Annotated in this window: 13 protein-coding genes and 3 pseudogenes; 13 read left to right on the forward strand and 3 right to left on the reverse strand. The window is 46.5% G+C overall.

What is annotated here, in order from left to right:
* A pseudogene (locus HU824_RS19795) lies at positions 1-109 on the reverse strand (IS982 family transposase); the annotation flags it as partial.
* Positions 110-222: 113 nt separating this feature from the next.
* Here HU824_RS19795 and HU824_RS12585 point away from each other — a divergent pair.
* The 9 genes and pseudogenes from HU824_RS12585 to ilvC all read left to right on the forward strand — a co-directional run.
* Positions 223-1,173, forward strand: a pseudogene (locus tag HU824_RS12585) (alpha-L-fucosidase); the annotation flags it as partial.
* 51 nt (positions 1,174-1,224) lie between these two features.
* Positions 1,225-2,340, forward strand: a complete 1,116-nt coding sequence (locus tag HU824_RS12590; protein ID WP_176469040.1) for a glycoside hydrolase family 105 protein — start codon at positions 1,225-1,227, stop codon at positions 2,338-2,340.
* Positions 2,341-2,359: 19 nt separating this feature from the next.
* Positions 2,360-4,474 carry a glycoside hydrolase family 2 protein gene (locus HU824_RS12595; protein ID WP_176469041.1) on the forward strand — a complete coding sequence of 705 codons (2,115 nt, stop codon included), beginning with the start codon at positions 2,360-2,362 and terminating at the stop codon, positions 4,472-4,474.
* Between the two features lie 37 nt (positions 4,475-4,511).
* A pseudogene (locus HU824_RS19800) lies at positions 4,512-4,672 on the forward strand (glycosyl hydrolase); the annotation flags it as partial.
* A 444-nt stretch (positions 4,673-5,116) separates the two neighbouring features.
* Positions 5,117-6,919 carry a dihydroxy-acid dehydratase gene (gene ilvD, locus HU824_RS12600; protein WP_176469019.1) on the forward strand — a complete coding sequence of 601 codons (1,803 nt, stop codon included), beginning with the start codon at positions 5,117-5,119 and terminating at the stop codon, positions 6,917-6,919.
* A 91-nt stretch (positions 6,920-7,010) separates the two neighbouring features.
* Complete coding sequence (gene ilvB, locus HU824_RS12605) at positions 7,011-8,762, forward strand: biosynthetic-type acetolactate synthase large subunit (protein ID WP_176469020.1); 1,752 nt, start codon at positions 7,011-7,013, stop codon at positions 8,760-8,762.
* A 32-nt stretch (positions 8,763-8,794) separates the two neighbouring features.
* Entirely contained in the window at positions 8,795-9,355 is a 561-nt protein-coding gene (gene ilvN, locus HU824_RS12610) for an acetolactate synthase small subunit (RefSeq protein WP_176469021.1), read from the forward strand.
* Positions 9,355-10,104 (forward strand): acyl-[acyl-carrier-protein] thioesterase, encoded by a 750-nt coding sequence (locus HU824_RS12615; protein ID WP_176469042.1) that lies wholly within the window; start codon positions 9,355-9,357, stop codon positions 10,102-10,104. The genes ilvN and HU824_RS12615 overlap by 1 nt, the downstream gene beginning before the upstream one ends.
* Before the next feature lie 50 nt (positions 10,105-10,154).
* Positions 10,155-11,198, forward strand: coding sequence for a ketol-acid reductoisomerase (ilvC, locus tag HU824_RS12620; RefSeq protein WP_136009827.1), 1,044 nt, complete (start codon positions 10,155-10,157; stop codon positions 11,196-11,198).
* A gap of 67 nt (positions 11,199-11,265) precedes the next feature.
* On the opposite strand, the gene HU824_RS12625 is transcribed toward ilvC, so the two are convergent.
* Entirely contained in the window at positions 11,266-13,161 is a 1,896-nt protein-coding gene (locus HU824_RS12625; RefSeq protein WP_176469043.1) for an AAA domain-containing protein, read from the reverse strand.
* A 448-nt stretch (positions 13,162-13,609) separates the two neighbouring features.
* Between HU824_RS12625 and HU824_RS12630 the strand changes: the two genes are divergently transcribed.
* The 4 genes from HU824_RS12630 to HU824_RS12645 all read left to right on the forward strand — a co-directional run bounded on the left by HU824_RS12630 (position 13,610) and on the right by HU824_RS12645 (position 16,886).
* Positions 13,610-15,016: a hypothetical protein gene (locus HU824_RS12630; RefSeq protein ID WP_136009826.1), complete on the forward strand. Its 1,407-nt coding sequence runs from the start codon at positions 13,610-13,612 to the stop codon at positions 15,014-15,016.
* A gap of 123 nt (positions 15,017-15,139) precedes the next feature.
* Positions 15,140-15,754: a DUF488 family protein gene (locus HU824_RS12635; RefSeq protein ID WP_136009825.1), complete on the forward strand. Its 615-nt coding sequence runs from the start codon at positions 15,140-15,142 to the stop codon at positions 15,752-15,754.
* Positions 15,747-16,229, forward strand: coding sequence for a DUF488 domain-containing protein (locus tag HU824_RS12640; protein ID WP_136009824.1), 483 nt, complete (start codon positions 15,747-15,749; stop codon positions 16,227-16,229). The genes HU824_RS12635 and HU824_RS12640 overlap by 8 nt, the downstream gene beginning before the upstream one ends.
* Positions 16,230-16,232: 3 nt before the next feature.
* Positions 16,233-16,886 (forward strand): hypothetical protein, encoded by a 654-nt coding sequence (locus HU824_RS12645; RefSeq protein ID WP_176469022.1) that lies wholly within the window; start codon positions 16,233-16,235, stop codon positions 16,884-16,886.
* A gap of 59 nt (positions 16,887-16,945) precedes the next feature.
* On the opposite strand, the gene mobV is transcribed toward HU824_RS12645, so the two are convergent.
* Positions 16,946-18,295 (reverse strand): MobV family relaxase, encoded by a 1,350-nt coding sequence (gene mobV / locus HU824_RS12650; RefSeq protein ID WP_176469023.1) that lies wholly within the window; start codon positions 18,293-18,295, stop codon positions 16,946-16,948.
* Positions 18,296-18,666: the final 371 nt, after the last annotated feature.

Below are 18,666 nucleotides of genomic sequence, written 5' to 3' on the forward strand. Positions count from 1 at the left end.
TGGGAACAACACCGCACCTGGGTACGTTTCCATGTTCATTAACTCGATTTCCGGCAAAATCCTTGCAGATTCCGAGGATTCTGACGAAATTTGCTATGAAGTTGCGCATAAGCAGTGCAATAGTAGTTAACGGTGTGGTTACCACTAATTTAATAATAATCCGCAAATTGTGCAACTTTTTCATTTGTAAATATTTAGAATTTTAATTCAACCAACGGGTAAGCCTACAATGACGAAGGCATTGATGTGCATTTCTATTTCTCGGTATTGGACTGGAGTCATCCGGATTATCGGTATGACATCAAGTCGGAAGAAGATGAGATTGCTTTTGCCCGCTTTCTGGAATTCACGGACAATCAGCTGAAAGAACTTGCCACTCGTTATCCTACGGTGAAGGATTTCTGGTTTGACGGTACATGGGATGCCAGCATCAAGAAGAACGGCTGGTGGACGGCTCATGTAGAACAGATGCTGAAAGAAATGTTGCCGGGCGTGACGGTCAACAGCCGTCTGCGTGCCGATGACTATGGCAAACGCCATTTCGACAGTAACGGACACCTGATGGGAGATTATGAGTCTGCTTATGAGCGTCGCTTGCCCGATCCGGTGAAGGACCTGAAGGTGACCCGCTGGGATTGGGAGGCATGTATGACGGTGCCCGAGAATCAGTGGGGATATCACAAAGACTGGTCCTTGAGTTATGTCAAGACTCCTTTGGAGGTGCTCGAGCGCATTGTACATGCTGTTTCCATGGGTGGAAATATGGTTGTGAATTTCGGTCCTCAACCCGATGGTGATTTTCGTTCGGAGGAGAAAGAACTGGCCGATGCCGTCGGACGCTGGATGAGCGTCAACGGTGAGTGCATCTATGGCTGCGACTATGCGGGCTGGGACAAGCAGGCTTGGGGGTATTATACCCGTAAAGGCAAAGAAGTATATATGGTTGTTTTCAATTCTCCCTATTCAAGGCATCTGGTGGTGAAAACACCGAAAGATGTTAAGATAACGAAAGCTGTGGTATTGAATGGCAAGGAAGTTGGTGTGAAAGAAACCGCTCGCAATGAATATAATGTGGATATGCTTGCAAAAGATCCCGGTGCCCCTTTTGTCATCAAATTGCAAATAGAAGATAACACCAATGCTGCCGATAAGTATCGCGAAGCGTTGACGTGATTTGTTGCTTGCAGACATGATTTCTAACTTTTAATTTTTATATTTTCTATGATGAGGAAGTTGTTTCTTTTAATATCTCTCTTCTTGCTGTATGCAGTAGAGGCGGATGCTTGGAGAGTTTTTGACAAGGTTGCCGTGAAATCCGTAATGAAGCGTGTGGCCGACTGGCAGATAGCCAATCCTAATAAAGGGGCGGAACATGACGACTTGGACTGGACGCATGCAGCTTTGTATATGGGCATGGTGGACTGGGCCGAACTGACAGAGAAGGAAGATGCTGACGACTCTTATTTCCAATGGTTGCTCCGCATTGGAAAGCGTAATCATTTCCAGGTAGGGAAGTGGATGTATCATGCTGACTTTATTGCCGTAGGACAGCCTTTTATCGACCTTTATTCTAAATATGGCAATAAGAAGATGATTGCTCCCGTAATGGCTCGTGCCAACTGGGTAGTGGAAAATCCGGCTGAAGTAGCGCTGGCACTGGATTACGGTAAACTGGAAACTCTGGATCGTTGGTCTTGGTGTGATGCATTGTTTATGGCTCCCCCCGTATATGCCAAACTGTATGCGTTGACCAAGGACAAGCGTTATCTGGATTTCTTGAACAAGGAGTACAAGGCCACCTACGACCATTTATATGACAAGGAGGAACGATTGTTTTACCGCGACCGTCGGTATTTTGATAAACGCGAAGCCAATGGCAAGAAAGTGTTTTGGGGACGTGGAAACGGTTGGGTATTGGGAGGACTGGCCGAGATTTTGCAGGCACTTCCCAGAGAGGAGTCTTCGCGAGCTTTCTATCAGGAACTGTTTGTAGAATTGGCCACTCGTGTGGCTGGTTTGCAGAGTCCGGATGGTTATTGGCACGCCAGTTTGCTTGACCCTTCATCTTATCCTTCTCCGGAAACAAGCGCCACGGGCTTCATTGTTTACGCTCTTGCCTATGGTGTGAATGAAGGTCTGCTTGATAAGAAGGCATTCATGCCTGTCATCAAGAAGGGATGGAAAGCATTGGTTGATGCTGTGGATCCGGATGGTAAACTGGGCTATGTGCAGCCTATCGGTGCCGACCCGCGCAAAGTGACGAGGGACATGACCGAAGTATATGGAGTAGGAGCATTCTTGTTGTCGGGATGCCAGATTTATAAAATGTCGGAGAAATAAATCGGTGATGATTGAAATGATGAAGAAACGTTTATCTATTGTTTATATCTTTATATTCTTGGTCGGCAGCTTCTGCAAAATGAGTGCCCGTGAAGTGACGCTATTCAATGACGGTTGGGAATTTAAGAAAGGCCCGTTCTCCAAAGAAGCCATGCAGGCTGCCGTGAAGTGGAATGCCGGCTGGCAGGAAGTGACCCTTCCTCATACTTGGAATGCAGACGACATGCAGAAGAAGGTATCCGCCTTTTATGAAGGAGTGGGGTATTACCGGAAAAAGTGCATCTTTCCCGAAAGCATGAAGGGCAAGCGTCTCTTCCTTCGTTTCGAGGGAGTGGGTTCATGTGCGGAAGTCTACGTCAACGGCTACTTGACAGGAACGCACAAGGGGGCTTATTCCGCCTTTGTATGTGAGATTGGCTCGCAGGTTAAGTTCGGCGAGGAGAATGAAATTATAGTAAAAGCCGATAATACGGCACGTCCTGATGTTATTCCTGTCAATCATGTTCTGTTTGGTGTTTACGGAGGGATTTACCGTCCTGTATGGCTGGTGATAACGGAACCTTGCGGCATTGTTGTCAATGACTGTGCTTCGTCCGGTGTATATATCACCCAGAAGAATGTATCGAAACAGTCTGCCGAAGTGAATGTAAAAGTGAAGGTGGATAACGCAACGCTGGCTCCCGTACCGTTGGTTTTGGAGAACGTCATTTACGATGGAAGCGGCAAGTTGGTGAGAAAGCATAATCAGGCTTTTGAACTGACTCCACAGGGAGTGCAAAGTTATTCCTCACAATTTAAGTTGAGCAATCCTCATTTGTGGCAGGGACGTGAAGATCCTTATCTCTATAAGGTCGTTTCACGCCTTTTGCAGAACGGACGTGTGCTGGACGAGGTTGTCCAGCCGTTGGGACTTCGTAAGTATGAGGTGGTGGCAGGCAAGGGATTTTTCTTGAATGGAAAGAAATATCCCATGTACGGTGTGACCCGTCATCAGGATTGGTGGGGACTGGGCAGTGCCTTGACCAACAAAGAGCATGATTTTGATTTGGCACAGATTATGGATATCGGAGCGACTACCGTCCGTTTTGCGCACTATCAGCAGTCTGATTATATTTATTCACGTTGTGATACGTTGGGACTGGTTATTTGGGCGGAGATTCCTTTTGTCAACCGGGTGACCGGACAAGAGTGGGACAATGCGCATCAGCAGATGCGTGAACTGGTACGCCAGAGTTTCAATCACCCTTCCATTTATGTGTGGGGCATTCATAATGAAGTCTATCATCCACATGGTTATACGGCGGCTCTTACGCAATCCGTCCACGACCTTTGCAAGCTGGAAGACCCTGATCGTTATACCGTATCGGTGAACGGTTATGGTAACGTCGGTCATCCGGTCAATCAAAATGCGGATATACAAGGCATGAATCGTTATTTCGGCTGGTACGAAAGGAAAATACAGGATATAAAACCTTGGATAGAGAAGATGGAAAAAGAGTATCCTTGGCAACGCCTGATGTTGACGGAGTATGGCGCGGATGCCAATATCGCCCACCAGACGGAAATCTTGGGTGATGCCCTGAACTGGACAAGCCCTTTCTATCCGGAAACGTTCCAGACCAAGACCCATGAATATCAATGGAGCATTATTGCGAAGCATCCCTATATCACCGCTTCCTATTTGTGGAATATGTTCGACTTTGCGGTTCCTACTTCGAAAAGAGGCAGTGTAGATGCGCGCAACATGAAGGGGATGATGACTTTCGACCGTAAAATTAAAAAAGATTCTTATTTTTGGTATAAGGCCAATTGGAGCAAGGAACCGGTGCTTTACATGACGCAACGCCGGAATGTGCTGCGTGAGAGAAAAGAAACTTCCGTTACTGTGTATTCCAATATCGGCACTCCCAAGGTATATCTCAATGACCGGGAATTATCGGGTATTCGGAAAGGATATACTGATGTGCATTATGTCTTTGACAAGGTGTTGCTGAACGACGGCAAGAATGTGTTGCGGGCTGTTGTCACTTGGCAAGGTAGAGAATATGTGGATGAGATGGAATGGGAGTATCGCGGGGAATGTAACCGCGAAGCGGACTTCTTTGAACACAAAAAAGAGCATGGGAGTTGGTAAGTCTTTGAATGAAATTGTATGATGAATTATTTTTTATTTGTATGATTTGGCTGAACGGTGTAGCCTTGCCGAACTGGGAATGTTTTCTATGGACATGTTGTTTATACAATTCCTGAAGATGAGAAGGCGGCAGAAGAAAAGACTGCAGCTTTCACCGCCAAACTGAGGGAGCAAGGAGCCAAAGAATGGGCTGAATAATCAATTCTTTCTAACCCGATTAATATATAAAGTTTAATTTTGTAGCAAGTAAATAAGCCAAGGAGTTGTCAGTCGATGCCGTGAGGTAATAGGTTGATAAGTTCTCCTTGGCTTTGTTGTATTATGTATATGTTTGGTTTCGATATTTACGATTGAAGGCTATTTTCCTTACGATTGTTTATGTTTATCTCATTTTTTTCTTTAATTTGTTTGGATATTATAAAAAAGCCCTTACCTTTGCAGCACGTTTGAATCAAAAAAGAAGAATTAAGTTATGAATTTGCATACATCTATTAACCTGGCAGTCCTGCATATTATTCGCGTCGTGGTGGTGGCATCAAGAGCGTGAGAAAGGTTATGTATGTATTTGTACGTTAGAAGATAATTTATTAAGCCTTTCTCACTATGGTGGGAGAGGCTTTTTCATTAAAAGGAGATTTGAAGATGAAGCATCAGTTACGCAGCTCGTTCAGCACACAAGGTCGCCGCATGGCGGGAGCTCGTGCATTGTGGACGGCCAATGGTATGAAGAAAGAACAGATGGGTAAGCCCATTATCGCTATAGTCAATTCGTTTACACAATTCGTCCCCGGGCATGTGCACCTGCACGAAATAGGCCAGCTTGTAAAGGGGGAGATTGAAAAGCTGGGATGTTTTGCTGCGGAGTTCAATACGATTGCCATTGACGACGGTATCGCTATGGGGCACGACGGTATGCTTTATTCCCTGCCTTCAAGGGATATTATTGCCGATAGTGTGGAGTATATGGTAAATGCCCATAAGGCAGATGCTATGGTTTGCATCAGTAACTGTGACAAGATTACTCCGGGGATGCTGATGGCGGCTATGAGGCTGAATATACCGACTGTATTTGTTTCAGGCGGTCCGATGGAAGCCGGGGAATGGAACGGACAACATTTGGATTTGATTGATGCCATGATAAAATCTGCTGATGAAAGTGTGGGCGATAAAGAGGTGGTACAGATTGAGCAACATGCCTGCCCCACTTGCGGATGCTGCTCAGGTATGTTTACCGCTAATTCCATGAACTGCCTGAATGAAGCGATTGGATTGGCACTGCCCGGTAACGGCACGATTGTAGCCACTCACGAAAATCGCAAGAAACTGTTTGAGGATGCAGCCAAGTTGATTGTAGAGAATGCCTTTAGATATTATGAAGAGGGGGATGAGAGCGTACTCCCGCGCAGTATTGCTACCCGCGAGGCATTTTTGAATGCCATGACCCTGGATATTGCTATGGGGGGGTCTACTAATACGGTACTTCATTTGCTGGCTGTGGCTCACGAAGCCGGAACAGATTTTAAGATGGACGACATTGACATGCTCTCCCGCAAGACTCCCTGCTTATGCAAGGTGGCCCCCAATACCCAAAAGTATCATGTACAGGACGTTAACCGTGCCGGTGGCATCATTGCCATCATGGATGAGCTTGCCAAGGGCGGACTGGTAGATACGAATGTACGCCGTGTGGATGGGATGACGTTGGCAGAGGCAATCAATCGGTATAGTATTACCAGCCCTGATGTATGTAAAGAAGCAATCAAGAAATACTCCAGTGCGGCAGCCGGAAAGTTCAATCTGGTACTTGGTTCACAACATGCGTCTTATCAGGAACTCGATACAGACCGTGCGACCGGTTGTATCCGCGATTTGGAACATGCATACAGCAAGGATGGCGGTCTGGCGGTTTTGAAGGGAAATATAGCTCAGGACGGTTGCGTTGTCAAAACTGCCGGTGTAGACGAGAGTATCTGGAAATTTACGGGACCGGCGAAGGTTTTCGACTCACAAGATGCGGCTTGCGACGGTATTCTGGGTGGAAAGGTGGTCAGTGGAGATGTCGTCGTCATCACTCACGAGGGTCCGAAAGGCGGACCGGGTATGCAGGAGATGCTTTATCCTACTTCTTATATCAAATCCCGCCATCTGGGTAAGGAATGTGCATTGATTACCGACGGGCGTTTCAGTGGCGGTACTTCAGGACTGAGCATCGGACATGTTTCTCCCGAAGCGGCTGCCGGTGGTAATATCGGCAAGATTAAGGATGGGGATATTATCGAGATTGATATACCGAACCGTTCTATCAACGTGAAGTTGACGGATGAAGAGCTTGCTGCACGTCCTATGGCTCCGGTGACTCGTAACCGTGAAGTTTCCAAAGCATTGAAAGCATATGCCAGTATGGTGAGCTCTGCTGACAAAGGGGCTGTGAGGCTGATTGATTAAAAGCCCCCCTTTCCGAAAGCGAGGGGAGGAGAGAATGAAACAAATTTTTCAAGCTACTATTGAGCTTTTAAATATAATGAATAGATAAAGTATGGCTGATAATAATAAAAAGAGTAACTTTTCCTCCCTCTCCCAAGGAGAGGGTCGGGGTGAGGCTCTAATAACAGGCGCAGAAGCATTGATGCGCTCTCTGAAGCATCAGGGAGTAGAGACCATTTTCGGTTATCCGGGAGGGAGCATCATGCCGGTATTCGATGCCTTATACGACCACCGGAAGGAATTGAACCATATCCTGGTTCGCCATGAACAAGGGGCAACCCATGCGGCACAAGGCTTTGCACGTGTGTCGGGCGAGGTTGGCGTTTGTCTTGTTACCAGTGGACCGGGTGCTACCAATACTATCACGGGCATTGCAGATGCCATGATTGACAGTACGCCTATTGTTGTCATTGCCGGTCAGGTAGGGACGAACTTCCTGGGTACGGATGCGTTTCAGGAAGTGGACTTGGTAGGCATTACTCAGCCTATCACGAAATGGAGTTACCAGATTCGTCGTGCAGAAGATGTGGCCTGGGCAGTGGCACGTGCTTTCTATGTGGCAAAGAGCGGACGTCCGGGACCGGTCGTGCTGGATTTTGCTAAAAACGCCCAAGTGGAGAAAACAGAATATGCGCCTACTAAGGTGGACTATGTCCGTAGCTATCTTCCCGTTCCTGAAATGGATCCGGAAGCCATACGGCAGGCAGCTGAGTTGATAAATGGTGCGGAACGGCCTTTGGTGCTGGTAGGACAAGGTGTGGAACTGGGAGCGGCCCAGCAGGAGCTTCGTGCTTTCATTGAGAAAGCCGGGATGCCTGCAGGATGCACTTTATTGGGACTTTCTGCCTTGCCTACGGACCATCCTTTGAACAAAGGAATGCTCGGTATGCACGGTAACCTGGGACCCAATATCAATACCAATAAATGTGATGTCCTTATTGCCGTAGGCATGCGCTTTGATGACCGTGTGACGGGTAAACTGGAGACATATGCCAAGCAGGCGAAGATTATCCATTTCGATATTGACCCTGCCGAAATAGATAAGAATGTAAAGACCGACGTTGCTGTCCTGGGCGATTGCAAAGAAACACTGGCTGCCGTTACCCAATTGCTGGAATCCGCGAACCATCAGGAATGGATTGACAGTTTCCGGCAATACGAGGAAGTGGAAGAGGAAAAAGTAATCCGTCCGGAGTTACATCCGGTAGGAAAAGCACTGAGCATGGGCGAGGTGGTGCGTGCCGTGAGTGAGGCTACCCATAACGAGGCGGTATTGGTGACCGATGTCGGTCAGAATCAGATGATGTCTGCCCGCTATTTCAAATACAGCAAGAATCGTAGCATTGTGACTTCCGGTGGTCTGGGTACTATGGGTTTCGGCCTTCCGGCTGCTATCGGTGCCACTTTTGGATGTCCGGACCGCACGGTATGTGTATTCATGGGAGACGGCGGCTTGCAGATGAACCTGCAGGAAATGGGCACCATCATGGAACAAAAGGCTCCGGTAAAGATGATTCTGTTGAACAATAACTTCTTGGGCAACGTTCGTCAATGGCAGGCGATGTTCTTCAATCGGCGTTATTCGTTTACTCCGATGATGAATCCGGATTATATGAAGATTGCTTCGGCGTATGATATTCCTGCACGCAGGGTAATGACCCGTGAGGAGCTGGCCAAGGCGATAGACGAGATGATAGCAACCGACGGACCGTTTCTGCTCGAAGCTTGTGTGGAGGAAGAGGGGAATGTGATGCCGATGACGCCTCCGGGGGGGGCGGTCAATCAGATGTTGCTGGAATGCTGAAGTCATGCGGAATTAAAGAATTTACTCTATCTATGGATAAAAAACTATATACAATTATTGTTCATTCGGAAAACTTTGCCGGTTTGCTGAATCAGGTGACGGCTGTGTTTACTCGTCGGCAGATAAACATCGAGAGTCTGAATGTATCGGCCTCCTCCATCAAGGGGGTGCATAAATATACCATTACTGCTTGGACGGACAAGGATACCATTGAAAAGGTGACCAAGCAGATTACCAAGAAAATAGATGTGTTGCAAGCTCATTATTTCACGGATGACGAAATCTATCAGCACGAGATTGCCCTCTATAAGATAACGACCCCTACGCTGGAAGAAAAACCGGAGGTGTCCAAAGTAATTCGTAAGTACAATGCCCGTATCGTGGAGGTGAATGCTGTATTTGCTATTGTAGAGAAGAATGGCATGAGTGAGGAAATAACCAACCTTTATGAGGAGTTGCGCCGGTTGGATTGCGTACTTCAGTTCGTCCGTTCGGGTCGCGTAGCCATTACGACCAGCTGCTTTGAGCGTGTCAATGAATATCTGGCAGACCGTGAAGCAAAATATCGTCAAAGTAAACAACAGGAGTCATGATGAGCGGGAATAATAAGATAGGTACCTACAAGTTCGTTGCCGAACCGTTTCATGTCGACTTTACCGGACGGCTGACAATGGGAGTATTGGGTAACCATTTGTTGAATTGTGCGGGTTTCCATGCCAGCGACCGCGGTTTTGGCATCGCGACTCTAAACGAGGACAATTACACTTGGGTATTGTCACGCTTGGCGGTCGAACTGGATGAGATGCCTTATCAATACGAAGATTTTTCCATTCAGACTTGGGTGGAGAATGTCTATCGCCTTTTTACAGACCGTAATTTCGCTATCCTTGATAAGGAGGGCAAGAAGATTGGATACGCACGTTCCGTTTGGGCGATGATTAGCATGAATACCCGTAAGCCGGCGGATTTGTTGACTCTTCATAGTGGCAGCATTGTAGATTATGTTTGCGATGAGCCTTGCCCGATTGAAAAACCTTCGCGGATAAAGGTGGCCTCAAAAGAACCGGCTGCTGCTTTGGTGGCCAAATACAGTGATATTGACATTAACGGGCATGTGAACAGCATCCGTTACATCGAGCACATCCTTGATTTGTTTCCGATAGAGATGTATAGGGAGAGGCGCATTCGTCGTTTTGAGATGGCATATGTAGCCGAAAGCTATTATGGAGATGAGTTGACTTTGTTTATGGATGATGCCGGTGAGGGTGTTTATGATGTGGAGGTGAAAAAGAATGGCAGCGAAGTGGTTTGTCGTTCTAAAGTGATATTTACAGAGAAATAAATAAGTTTATCAACGTTGGCGTAAGCCACAAATAAAAATTAAAACAAAAAATGGCACAATTGAATTTTGGCGGTGTTATTGAGAATGTAATGACCCGCGAAGAATTTCCTTTGGAAAAAGCACGTGAGATTTTGAAAGATGAAACAATTGCAGTAATCGGTTATGGCGTACAAGGTCCGGGTCAGGCTTGCAACTTGCGTGATAATGGTTTCAATGTGATTGTAGGACAACGTCCGGGCAAGACATACGAAAAGGCTGTGGCTGACGGATGGGTGCCGGGTGAGACTTTGTTTGGCATCGAAGAGGCTTGCCAGAAGGGTACTATCGTCATGTGTCTGTTGTCTGATGCAGCTGTAATGTCTGTATGGCCGATTATCAAACCTTACTTGACTCCCGGAAAGGCTCTTTACTTCTCTCATGGTTTTGCTATTACCTGGAACGACCGCACTGGTGTGGTTCCTCCTAAAGATATTGATGTTATTATGGTTGCTCCCAAAGGTTCCGGTACTTCACTCCGTACCATGTTCCTTGAGGGGCGTGGCTTGAACTCATCATATGCCGTCTATCAGGATGCTACGGGCCAGGCTTTTGACAAGACGATTGCACTGGGTATCGGTATCGGCTCGGGATATTTGTTCGAGACAACTTTCATCCGCGAGGCCACTTCCGACCTGACCGGTGAACGCGGTTCTTTGATGGGGGCTATTCAGGGATTACTGTTGGCCCAGTATGAAGTATTGCGCGAAAACGGTCATACTCCTTCTGAAGCATTCAATGAAACTGTGGAAGAGTTGACTCAATCTTTGATGCCATTGTTTGCCAAGAATGGTATGGACTGGATGTATGCCAACTGTTCTACTACGGCACAGCGTGGTGCGCTGGATTGGATGACTCCGTTCCACGATGCCGTCAAGCCGGTTGTACAGAAATTGTATGCAAGCGTGAAGTCGGGCAACGAAGCTCAGATTTCTATCGACAGCAATTCCAAGCCGGATTATCGTGAGAAGCTGAATGCAGAATTGAAAGCCTTGCGTGAAAGTGAAATGTGGCAGACTGCTGTTACTGTTCGCAAACTTCGTCCGGAAAACAATTAATCAGCTTTATATAATAGGTGAAATCCCCTCTTCGGTGTTGTTTCATACCGGAGGGGGGATTTCTTTATCATTGATTTCCTGTGTTTTGAATAAACTCCAACAGTTTCCGGTAAAAACCGTGATGTTTCAGTGTCTCTGCCTCTCCCAATATCACCAGTTTCATGCGTGCCCGGGTGATGGCTACGTTCATTCTCCTTAAATCATTCAGGAATCCTATCTGCCCTTCTTCGTTGGCGCGGACAAGGCTGACGAAGATAACATCGCGTTCTTGTCCCTGAAAGCCGTCCACCGTATTCACGGTGAGCAGGCTGTGATAAGGTTTGAGTGAACCGTCTGTCTTTATCTTGTTGCGAAGATATTGCACTTGTGCCTTGTAAGGGGAGATGATACCGAAGTCTATTTTTTCTTCCAGGATGCGGCTGCCACCGATACGGTTGATGTAGATTTTCAATTCTGACAGGAGCAGGTCTGCTTCTGCCTTATTGATGCGCCCGAAAGTCTCTCCCACGAATTCTTCTTTGAAATCCATTTCGGAGGTGTCAATCCAATGGATAGGCGTATCCCAGTCCAGGATGCCCCGGTAACGCACTTCGGGAGCGGCTTCCAATTCGCCATTGTAAAACCATTGGGAAGGAAATTTCATAATCTCCTCGTGCATGCGGTATTGCATTTTCAGCAAAGAGACAACGGCAGGCTTGTTGGACACCACTTTCTCCATCAATGTCCGTTCCAGACCTCCATGGGCGGCTTCGTAGCATTTTATGGTAGGCGGAAGTTGGCAGTGGTCACCCGCCAACACCACGCGGTCTGCCTTTCGGATAGCTATCCAGCAGGCGGCCTCTAAGGCCTGGGCCGCTTCATCAATGAAAAGAGTACCGAAACGGCGTCCGCCTAGCAATCGGTGGTTGCTGCTTACCAGTGTGGAGGCAATGACATGTGCCTTGTCAAAAAGTTCTGCGTTGATTTGTATTTCCAATGTGGTGGCGCGGTCGCGCAAGCGGCTCATACGGTTGCGCACGCCTTCGCGTTCGTCATAACTGCCGCGGCGGGCACGGCTGCCCAGTTCACGTAGGTTTTTCCGGATGCTCCACAGTTCCGGATAAAGCGGATGATTCTCGAAACGACGCTCGTAGGTAAAGGAAAGCATCTTGTCGTTGACGCGGGTCGGATTGCCGATACGCAGGACATTGACGCCGCGGTCTACCAGTTTTTCCGAAATCCAGTCGACGGCAGTATTGCTTTGGGCACATACCAGTACCTGCGGTTCACGGTGCAGGGTCTCGTAGATGGCTTCTACTAGGGTGGTGGTTTTTCCGGTTCCCGGAGGGCCGTGCACAATGGCCACGTCGCGGGCACACAGCACTTTGTTTACAGCTGTCTCCTGCGTGGAGTTCAGCCAGGGAAACCGTACGGGATAGAGCTCTCGGAAACCGGCTTTCGAGGTTCCCAGCAATATGTCCCGCAATTGGGCCAGGCGGCTGCCTTTGGAGCGTAACGTATCTTCCAAGGCTTCGAACATGGTCCGATAGGATGTTTCGTCGAAATAAAGTTGCACGCCGAGGTGGTCTGCTTCCTGCACTTCCATAACGGCACCGGCTCCGGGCATTATCACTACCATCCGTGTCTCGTCGGCATAGCTTACGGTAGCGGTGAAGTTCATATAGGTTATTTTCTCATCGGCAGACTGGCGGAAAAAACATATGGGACGGCCGAACTCAAAATTATGTTCTATATCTGTATTTTCTGTGTGTGTAATTTCTATTACTAATTGATTCAGTGAATTATAGTAACTTCGTCCCGGAGTGGCAGGATACCAGCAAAGTCCCCGTCTCACTTTCCGGGCAATCCCCATGTTTTCGGTTTGGCGTTTGAATTCCTCTTTTTCGTATTCGTATTCCATGCGCAGCAAAAGTTGTTGCTGCTGGAGGTGAATAATAGGACTATTTGAATCTTGTTCCTTCATGGCTGCAAAGGTAATCATTCTTCGCTTTCAATGGAAAAAATGCTTTGTTTAGTTAAACTATTCCGCCATTTGCAGGAAATCTTCACCCGATTGCCTGGCATGGTTCGTATTGTAGGTAAGGAACGGTAAGAATTAAAGTTGTATCTTTTAAATCGTTCCCTCACGGAGAAAAAATCGTTCCACCATGATGGAACGATTTTTTCTCCGTGAGGGAACGATATTTACTCCATGAAGGAACGATTTGATTTTCCTATCTCTGCTGCTAAATCTTTGAAGGATTTAGAATTATGTACGGCTATAAATGAATTTGAATATGATTGTCAATGAAAATCAGCGTATTACAACTATTTTGAATGTTAATAAATCCATAGGAATTTAATTCAACGCACTTTTGGTTGTGCAAAAACGTTATACTTGCACAACGATATTTTGAAATGCACAACCACCTATGGAAAGAATAACTCTCTACCTCCGCACGACCAAGACGAGCGGTAAAATAAGACTTCGCTTCCGGCTTACGGAGGGCCGAGAAGTCCAGCTCTTTCACAAGAGCAGTATTGAGGCAGACCTCGCCGATCTGAAGAAGTTCGATATGGATGGCTCACTAAGACCTCGTGTCAGCCTCTATAACGAGGAATTGCGTCTCGCTATTACACGCGAGATTGATGCGATGCACGAAGCCTATAAGCAACTGAAAGAGGAATGTCCTGAATTCGACGCCACCGACTTTGAGGCGAGAATAGATATGCTTCTCAATCCGGAGAAATACAATATAGTCAATCCGGAGGAAATCGAAACACTGTTGGCACGTTTCGACCGCTACATTGACGGTCTGAAAACATACGGCACCGTCAGTGAGGGCAGAGCCAAGATTTATAAGATTGTATGGGATAAACTCTCACGTTACCTTATCATTTTCAAGAAATCGCATTATACACCGAACCAATTCACTCCGGAAGATATACTGGCATTCCGAGAGTTCGTTATCAACGAATATAAATATGTCGATAAGCATAAGGCGATATATGGAAGCCTGCAAAAGATCTCCATACCGACCAAGCAAGCGAGTATCAACACGGCATCGGCGAAACTCCGGGCATTGCAGGCTTTCTTCAATGAGCTGGAGGAAAATGACGAGATTCTAAAATCTCCGTTTAGGCGTCTCACCAAGAAACGAAGGAACGAGGCTCTGAGAGAACAATATGATGATCCTTTCTTCCTCCGCTATGAGGAAGTTCAACAGATAATGGCAACGGATGTGCCCGACAATTTGAAGGAAACCAAAGATGCCTTTCTTCTTCAGTGCGCTCTCGGTTGTCGTATCGGAGATTTTATGAAGTTGTCGATGTCGAATGTTGCAGTTTCTGATGACGGCATTCCCTACGTTCAATATCTCCCCAAGAAAACAATGAAGACGCAGAATGACCGCCGGGAAAAGAAAACGCCATTGATGCTGTTTGCGTTGGACATCGTCAAACGCTCCGGTTTCAAATTTGGCGTTCTCAAATATGCCTCTGGCAAAAGTGGATACAACGCCAAGATTAAGAAGCTCCTTGAGTATTGTAAGATTGACCGTCTGGTTAACCAGTATGATGAGGCGACAGTCACGATGAACCGTGTGCCACTGCATTCAGTAGGTAGTAGCAAGCTCTGCCGCAAGACCCACATAGACATCGCCAACAAAGCGCAGGTAAATATGTATGCCACCGGACTCCATGAGGTAGGCAGTAGTGCCGTTGAACACTATTCAATGCTTGAACTTCATGACCTCTTCATGCTACTCTGCGCCGCCTTCAATCAGCCCCGATACCGGGTTGATAAGCAACTTAACGCACTGCCTGAAGAGGTGAAATAAACGTTTTATGAAGCATACAAGAAGAAAATTCTCAAAATTAGTCCAATATATGCTCTATAACATACGTTAGAGTTTTGTGATATAGATAAATATCGCTAATTTTACAAATTAAAATTCGATACAATGCACGAAGTTTCGTCTCTATATTCGATAGGTCATGGTCAAAAGACTCAAGAAGAGTTCCTTTCAGAACTTAGGTCTTTTGACATCCATTTCCTTGTCGATGTTAGAACCAGTCCATACTCAAAATGGGTTCCTCAATTTAATCATGGAATCATTGACGGATGGTTGCAACAAGAAGGAATTAGATATATTTATATGGGTGATTACATCGGAGGTCGCCCATCAAATGACATATGTTATGATGAGGAAGGTTATTTTGACTATCATAAGATGGCAGAGGAGCCTTCATTTAAAACCGGATTGCATAGATTAGTGGATGCAAACTCTAAGAATTGTCGAGTGGCAATTATGTGTAGCGAATCTGATCCTTCGGAATGCCACCGTAGTAAACTTATAGGAAGGGAACTTTATTTTGGATACCACATCTCTATGAACCATATCGTAGCGGTTAACAAAGTAATTAGTCAAGAAGAAATCATGAAGACTCTGACGAAAGGATTATGGGAACCGGGCGGTAATCTATTTGGAGAATGTGAACCTCCATATTTTAGGTCTCGAAAATCATATAAAAATATAACCGAACCGACAGAAGAAACATTTAACCCTTATGATTAAGATTTTTACTATAGGAGTTTATAATTCTACTGAAGAGTCATATTTTAACAAACTCCGAGATAATAATATAGACCTCTTCTGCGATATTCGTCAACGTCGAGGTGTTCGCGGTTCTCAATATAAATATGTGAACAGCAATTACCTGCAAGCAAAGTTGCAAGGACTCGGTATTAATTACAAATATATCAAGGAGCTTGCCCCAACAAATGAGATTCGCCAAATGCAAAAAGATGCTGATAAAGCAAATGGTGAATCTAAAAAACAGAGAACTACTCTTGGCCCAGTGTTCAAATCTGAATATCTTAAGCATATATTAGAGCCGTTTGATATTGAAAAATTAGCAAATGAGCTTATAAGCAGCGAGGCCAAGAATATTGTCTTTTTCTGTGTAGAAGAAAAGGCGTCTGCATGTCATCGATCTTTAGTGGCTCAAAAGTTAGCCTCCATCCTAAATAGTGAAATCATAAACTTATAAGATATGGCAACAGTTCTTATCGTTTCCAAAACTAAAATGGCTAACGGCGTTTGTGTCGGTGGCATAAATGAACAAAACGGTGAGTTGATTCGCTTGCACAACGAGCGCGGCGGCAACTTAACCGCTGATGTTCCATATGAAATTGGCGATCGCTGGGAAATGACTGTTGAAACAGCATGGAACGTTAGAGAGGCCCCTCATGTGGAAGACAAGCAGACATCTCCAATAAAAAAATTGGGCAATGTAGGCATTTCCGGGATAGTGAATTATGTAAGGACGCATAATCTTGGCAATCGCCTTTATAAGGGACACTTGAATGGAACTTTCGATGGTTGCTTACAATCGAAGATATACGTTACAAGGGATAAAGTTCCTGGTTTCAGTACGCAGTTTTGGGTGTCGGACGAAAGTCTAACTCATGTGGTATCATTTGAGAAAGATTATTATATTTATAGAGGCCTTAAAATTAAATATGTAGGGTTCTTGCCTCCTGTTGCAAGTATCCCGGCTGGAACGATTGTTAGGCTCTCTTTAGCCAACTGGTTCGATGGGAAAGGCGCATGGTCTGACGAACGTTGCTATTTGCAAATATCTGGTTGGTATTTGCCTCAATCGAGCAATCAGAACAATCCTTCTCCAATTGATTTGCCCTTTTAATAGACACAAAATCAAAACGATTGCCACCGAGAGAAAGTATACTCCCGGTGGCGATTGTTCTAGCGGCCCAACGATGGTTCCCGTTTCGGTTCATTGAGCCTGATACCGAGTTTGGCAAGGAACTCTTTGGCTTTATTGCGGAACCATTGAAATACGCTCACGCCATCTATCTTCAGCATGAAACGATGCTTTTCTTTGGGATCTCGTTCAAGTTTTGCCTCGGAATGCTCGGTTGAATAACTTTGGCTATGCTCCGGCGAATATAGCTTTCCTCTGAACTGCACGGGCTGTTGCGCAACTATTTGTTGGGTGAAGCTGTCGGGGAACCCGATATGTTTGCAGTATCTCGCCCAATTAAGCAGGTCGGGGACATCCGGGAAGAATTTCTCAATGTCAGCCTTATATTCGGTATAATCGGAATCATAAGCGACTGACATTTTAGACGCTTCAAGAGCCGATACTTCCCTTGAGAGTTTTTCTTTCGATGTTTCAAGACCTTTGTATTCCTCAATCATTCCAACGACAGTCTCTTTCAGTGTCGAATTATACTCAACAAGCAATTTCTTATCCTTGGTAAGTTGGGCGTTTTCTTCGGTCAGTTGCTTATTTGCAGCTTTGGATTCGATGATTGTTTTTTCAATCCAGCGGTTGCCACGTTCAAGTTCAGCTTTACGTTTCTCCAAAGACCGGTTTTCGGTATCGAGCTGCTTTTTCTCGGCGGAGAGTCCGGCCACATCCTGCTCCAAATCTTTCTTCCTGATTTGACATTGGCGATAGTATTCGTGCTGGTCAACGTGGCGGGCCTCGGAGCCACGGATGCCTCGTTCCAACCCGAAATGTTCCATCGCTTCGGCGTAGGTATCCTGAAACCGGGTAAGGTTGTCGCGGGTCATTATGTCGTTGGCGCTAAGCCGGGGGCCGTCCTTGGATTTGGTGCGGTAGCGTTTCTTGGCTTTCGCCTCGCTCGCTTTCTTCTTTCTCTCGGCGGTGACTATCGGCACGACCGTGACATGGAGATGCGGCGTCTGCTCGTCCATGTGGAGATGGGCGGCGACAACGTTGTCCTCGCCGAAAGTCTGTTTTGCCCAGCCGACACTCGCCTGTGCCCACTCGTCAAGACGACCTTCGTCAGCAAGGCGGCGCAACGCATCGCCGTCAGATGTCATCAGCACATTGAGGGCGAGCACCTGATTCTTGCCAATCTTGCGCGTCAGTCCGGCATTGTCGAGACGGTGCTGGATAGCCTCGCCCAGACCGTCAACGCCATCGGGATATTTGATGAAATCATCCCGGTTGAGATGGCGCAGTTCGGAGTGAGCGTTGTCGGGCTGCGTGGTTCGCTCGATGTGTCGGGCGATGGCATTGCACGAGCCGCTTGCCTTCATGATGTGGAGTACAGCGTAACTCATAGGCAAGGGGCGTTTGCTTGTGGAACAATCGGAGTGTACGGCTTCTCGTAAAGATGTATCGGGGTTTCCAAAGGGGGTGACCCCATTGGCTCAGTAGGGACATTTTTAGCGTGGTGGCAGACCATGCGGCTCGAAAAATTCCCTAATGAGCTAAGGAATTTCCGGATGGCGTAATTTCCGTGCCGCCACTGCACGGATGGTACTGCACTGCCATAGCAGTGGTGCACCGCTGTAACCACTGCACTTACTGCAATGGTTTCTTCGATGAAAAAAGGATGTTTCACGGGACTTCTGTTTGAGAATTTACCCCTTGGCATTTTCGTCATTTTGGCACAGTCGGGGTGCGTCGGCATCTCCGTAGGAAATGCCAA

The sequence above is a fragment of the Bacteroides sp. L10-4 genome, assembly GCF_013373675.1.
Lineage (GTDB): Bacteria > Bacteroidota > Bacteroidia > Bacteroidales > Bacteroidaceae > Bacteroides > Bacteroides muris.